Here is a 2,939-nt window from a genome sequence, read left to right on the forward strand (position 1 = left end):
CCGCAGCGTGGAAGGGCGAATTTCCGATCAGCTTCTGCATGGCGTCGGTGAGCTGGATCTCGTTGCCGGCCCCGCGCTCGCCCTTGGCCAGATGGTCGAAGATCTGCGGCAGCAGGATGTAGCGGCCGATGATCGAAAGCCGGGACGGCGCGTCCTCGGGCTTGGGCTTCTCGACCATGCCGGTCACCTCGATCAGCTCGCCATCCTCCTTGCCGGTGGCGATGATGCCGTAGCGGCTGGTCTGCTCGGCCGGCACCTCAACCACCGAGACCAGGTTGCCCTGGGTCTTCTCGAACAGGCGGCACAGGTCCACCAGCGGCGGCGGGTCGTTCAGGAGGAGCTCGTCCACCAGCAGCACGGCGAATGCCTCGTCGCCCACCACGTGCCGGGCACACCACACGGCGTGGCCCAGGCCCAGCGGCTGCTGCTGGCGGGTATAGATCACCTCGCCGGCGGCCGGCACAGCCGCCTCCAGCTCTTCCAGCTGCGCAGTCTTCGCCTTGCGCTGCAGCGTGTCGAACAGCTCGTAGGCGCGGTCGAAATGGTCCTCGATCAGGACCTTGCCGCGCCCGGTGACGAACACGAAGCGCTCGACGCCGGCAGCGGCCGCCTCCTCGAAGGCGTACTGGATGACCGGCTTGTCGACGACCGGGAGCATTTCCTTGGGCAGGACCTTGGTGGCGGGCAGCATGCGGGTGCCCTGGCCGGCCACAGGAAAAACCGCGGTGCGGATGCGTGTCATCTATCCTCGCTCGCCCTGCACAGGCGCTTCAGATCTTCCTCCAGCTCCGGGACGGGAATCCCGGAACCCGCGCCGCCCCACATAGCGGCGGCCCGGCTGCGGCTTCAATAACGCGGATCGGACCATTGCACAGGGACAAGCATCAGGTGCATGTGGCCCATGCGCATGCCTGCGTCACCGTGGACAGGCCATGCGGGACAGTCCTCGAGGGAATTCATGTCAAGTCTTCAGTCGCTCCGTCTCGACCCGTCCTTGCCCATGCCGGAATCCGGCTCTGTCGGACAGGAGGCTCATGGCTCCAGCGACCGCCGTTTTCTAACCGGCACCTGGTGCCATGCCGGCGGCAAGCTGGACGCCACCCAGCGCTACGACGAGGTCTGCGTCATCCTGGCCGGGCGGGTGCGGCTGACCAACGAGGCCGGCGAGGCCAGGGAATATTCGGTCGGCGACAGCTTCGTGATCCCCAAGGGCTTCAAGGGTACCTGGGAGACGCTGGAGCCGGTGCGCAAGCACTATGTGATCTACGACGTGGACCTGGTCCGCTCCTGATCCGGCCGGGAGGGGCCTGATGCCCCTCCCTTCGCCAATCGTCAGCGCATCGTGGGCATGATGAATTCGGCGCCGGCGCGGATGCCGGTCGGCCAGCGCGTGGTGGTGGCCTTGACCCTGGTATAGAACCGCACGCCTTCAGGCCCGTAGGCATGGTGGTCGCCGAACAGGGAGCGCTTCCAGCCTCCGAAGCTGTGGAAGGCCAGCGGCACCGGGATCGGCACGTTCACGCCCACCATGCCGACATTCACGTTGTTGACGAAGGTGCGGGCGGCATCACCGTCACGGGTGAAGATCGCCGTGCCGTTGCCGTACTCGTGCTCGTTGATGATCTTCAGCGCGCTGTCGAAGTCGGGCTGGCGGACCACGGACAGGACCGGCCCGAAGATCTCCTCCTTGTAGATCCGCATGTCGGTGGTCACCCGGTCGAACAGGCAGCCGCCGATGAAGAAGCCGTTCTCATAGCCCTGCATCTTGAAGTCGCGGCCATCGACCACGAGTTCCGCACCTTCCTGCAGGCCCAGATCGACATAGCTGCGCACCTTGTCCAGGTGCTCCTTGGTGACCAGCGGCCCCATCTCTGCGCCCGGCTGCGTGCCGGGACCGATGTCCAGCTGCCGGACCTTGGGCGCCAGCTTCTCGATCAGCACGTCGGCGGTCTTCTCGCCCACCGGGACTGCCACCGAGACGGCCATGCAGCGCTCGCCGGCCGAGCCGTAGCCCGCCCCCATCAGCGCATCGACCGCCTGGTCCATGTCGGCATCAGGCATGATGATCATGTGGTTCTTGGCACCGCCCAGCGCCTGGACACGCTTGCCGTTGGCGGTGCCGGTCTTGAACACGTACTCGGCAATCGGCGTGGATCCGACGAAGCTCACCGCCGCCACGTCCGGATGCGAGAGCAGCCGGTCGACCACCACCTTGTCACCGTTGACGACGTTCCAGACACCTTCCGGCAGGCCTGCCTCCAGCGCCAGCTCGGCCAGGTGCAGGGCGGCGGACGGCACCTTCTCCGAGGGCTTGTGGATGAAGACATTGCCCGTGGCGATCGCCACCGGCGCCATCCAGAGCGGCACCATGGCCGGGAAGTTGAACGGCGTGATGCCGGCGCACACGCCGAGCGGGTAGCGGACGGAGGTGATGTCGACCCCGGTGGCGACCTGGACGCTGATCTCGCCCTTAAGCAGCTGCGGGATGCCGCAGGCGAACTCGACGACCTCCAGGCCCCGGGTGACCGAGCCCTTGGCGTCCTCGACCGTCTTGCCATGCTCGGCGCTGACCAGGCGGGCCAGCTTCTCCATGTCGCGCTCGATCAGCTCCTTGAGGCGGAACATGACCCGGGCGCGCCGCGTGACCGGCGTGGCCGACCAGCCCTGGAACGCGGCCTTGGCATTGGCCACCGCCTGGTCGACCTCGGCCTCGGCGGCGAACGCGACCTTGCCCGTCACCTCGCCCACGGCCGGGTCGAAGACATTGCCGAACCGCCCGGAAGTGCCGGCGACCCGCTTGCCGCCGATCAGGTGCCCGATCTCGTTCATCGCCAGTTCCCTCTTCCTCCGGACGCCGGCATCTGCCTGCCGCTGCCGCCCGGGCACTTCAGGCCCGCCGGCGGCCCTCCTGTAGCCGATCCGGCCGGCCGGTGCGAGCC

3 protein-coding genes are annotated in these 2,939 nt (G+C 67.5%); 1 reads left to right on the forward strand and 2 read right to left on the reverse strand.

What is annotated here, in order from left to right; translation table 11 throughout:
* A partial coding sequence (locus EQG76_RS10675; RefSeq protein ID WP_159713203.1) for a UTP--glucose-1-phosphate uridylyltransferase occupies positions 1–742 on the reverse strand: 742 nt, incomplete at its 3' end.
* A gap of 216 nt (positions 743–958) precedes the next feature.
* Between EQG76_RS10675 and EQG76_RS10680 the strand changes: the two genes are divergently transcribed.
* On the forward strand, positions 959–1,291 hold the full coding sequence (locus EQG76_RS10680; protein WP_159713205.1) for a cupin domain-containing protein: 333 nt from the start codon (positions 959–961) through the stop codon (positions 1,289–1,291).
* A 41-nt stretch (positions 1,292–1,332) separates the two neighbouring features.
* Here EQG76_RS10680 and EQG76_RS10685 read toward each other — a convergent pair whose 3' ends face one another.
* Entirely contained in the window at positions 1,333–2,829 is a 1,497-nt protein-coding gene (locus tag EQG76_RS10685) for a CoA-acylating methylmalonate-semialdehyde dehydrogenase (protein WP_159713215.1), read from the reverse strand.
* Between the last annotated feature and the right edge of the window lie 110 nt (positions 2,830–2,939).

It is taken from the genome of Geminicoccus flavidas, assembly GCF_009806515.1.
GTDB classification, from domain to species: Bacteria; Pseudomonadota; Alphaproteobacteria; order Geminicoccales; family Geminicoccaceae; genus Geminicoccus; species Geminicoccus flavidus.

Coding starts and splice junctions, on each gene's coding strand:
- EQG76_RS10680 (WP_159713205.1), top strand. CDS start 959: ATGTCAAGTCTTCAGTCGCTCCGTCTCGACCCGTCCTTGCCCATGCCG.
- EQG76_RS10685 (WP_159713215.1), bottom strand. CDS start 2,829: ATGAACGAGATCGGGCACCTGATCGGCGGCAAGCGGGTCGCCGGCACT.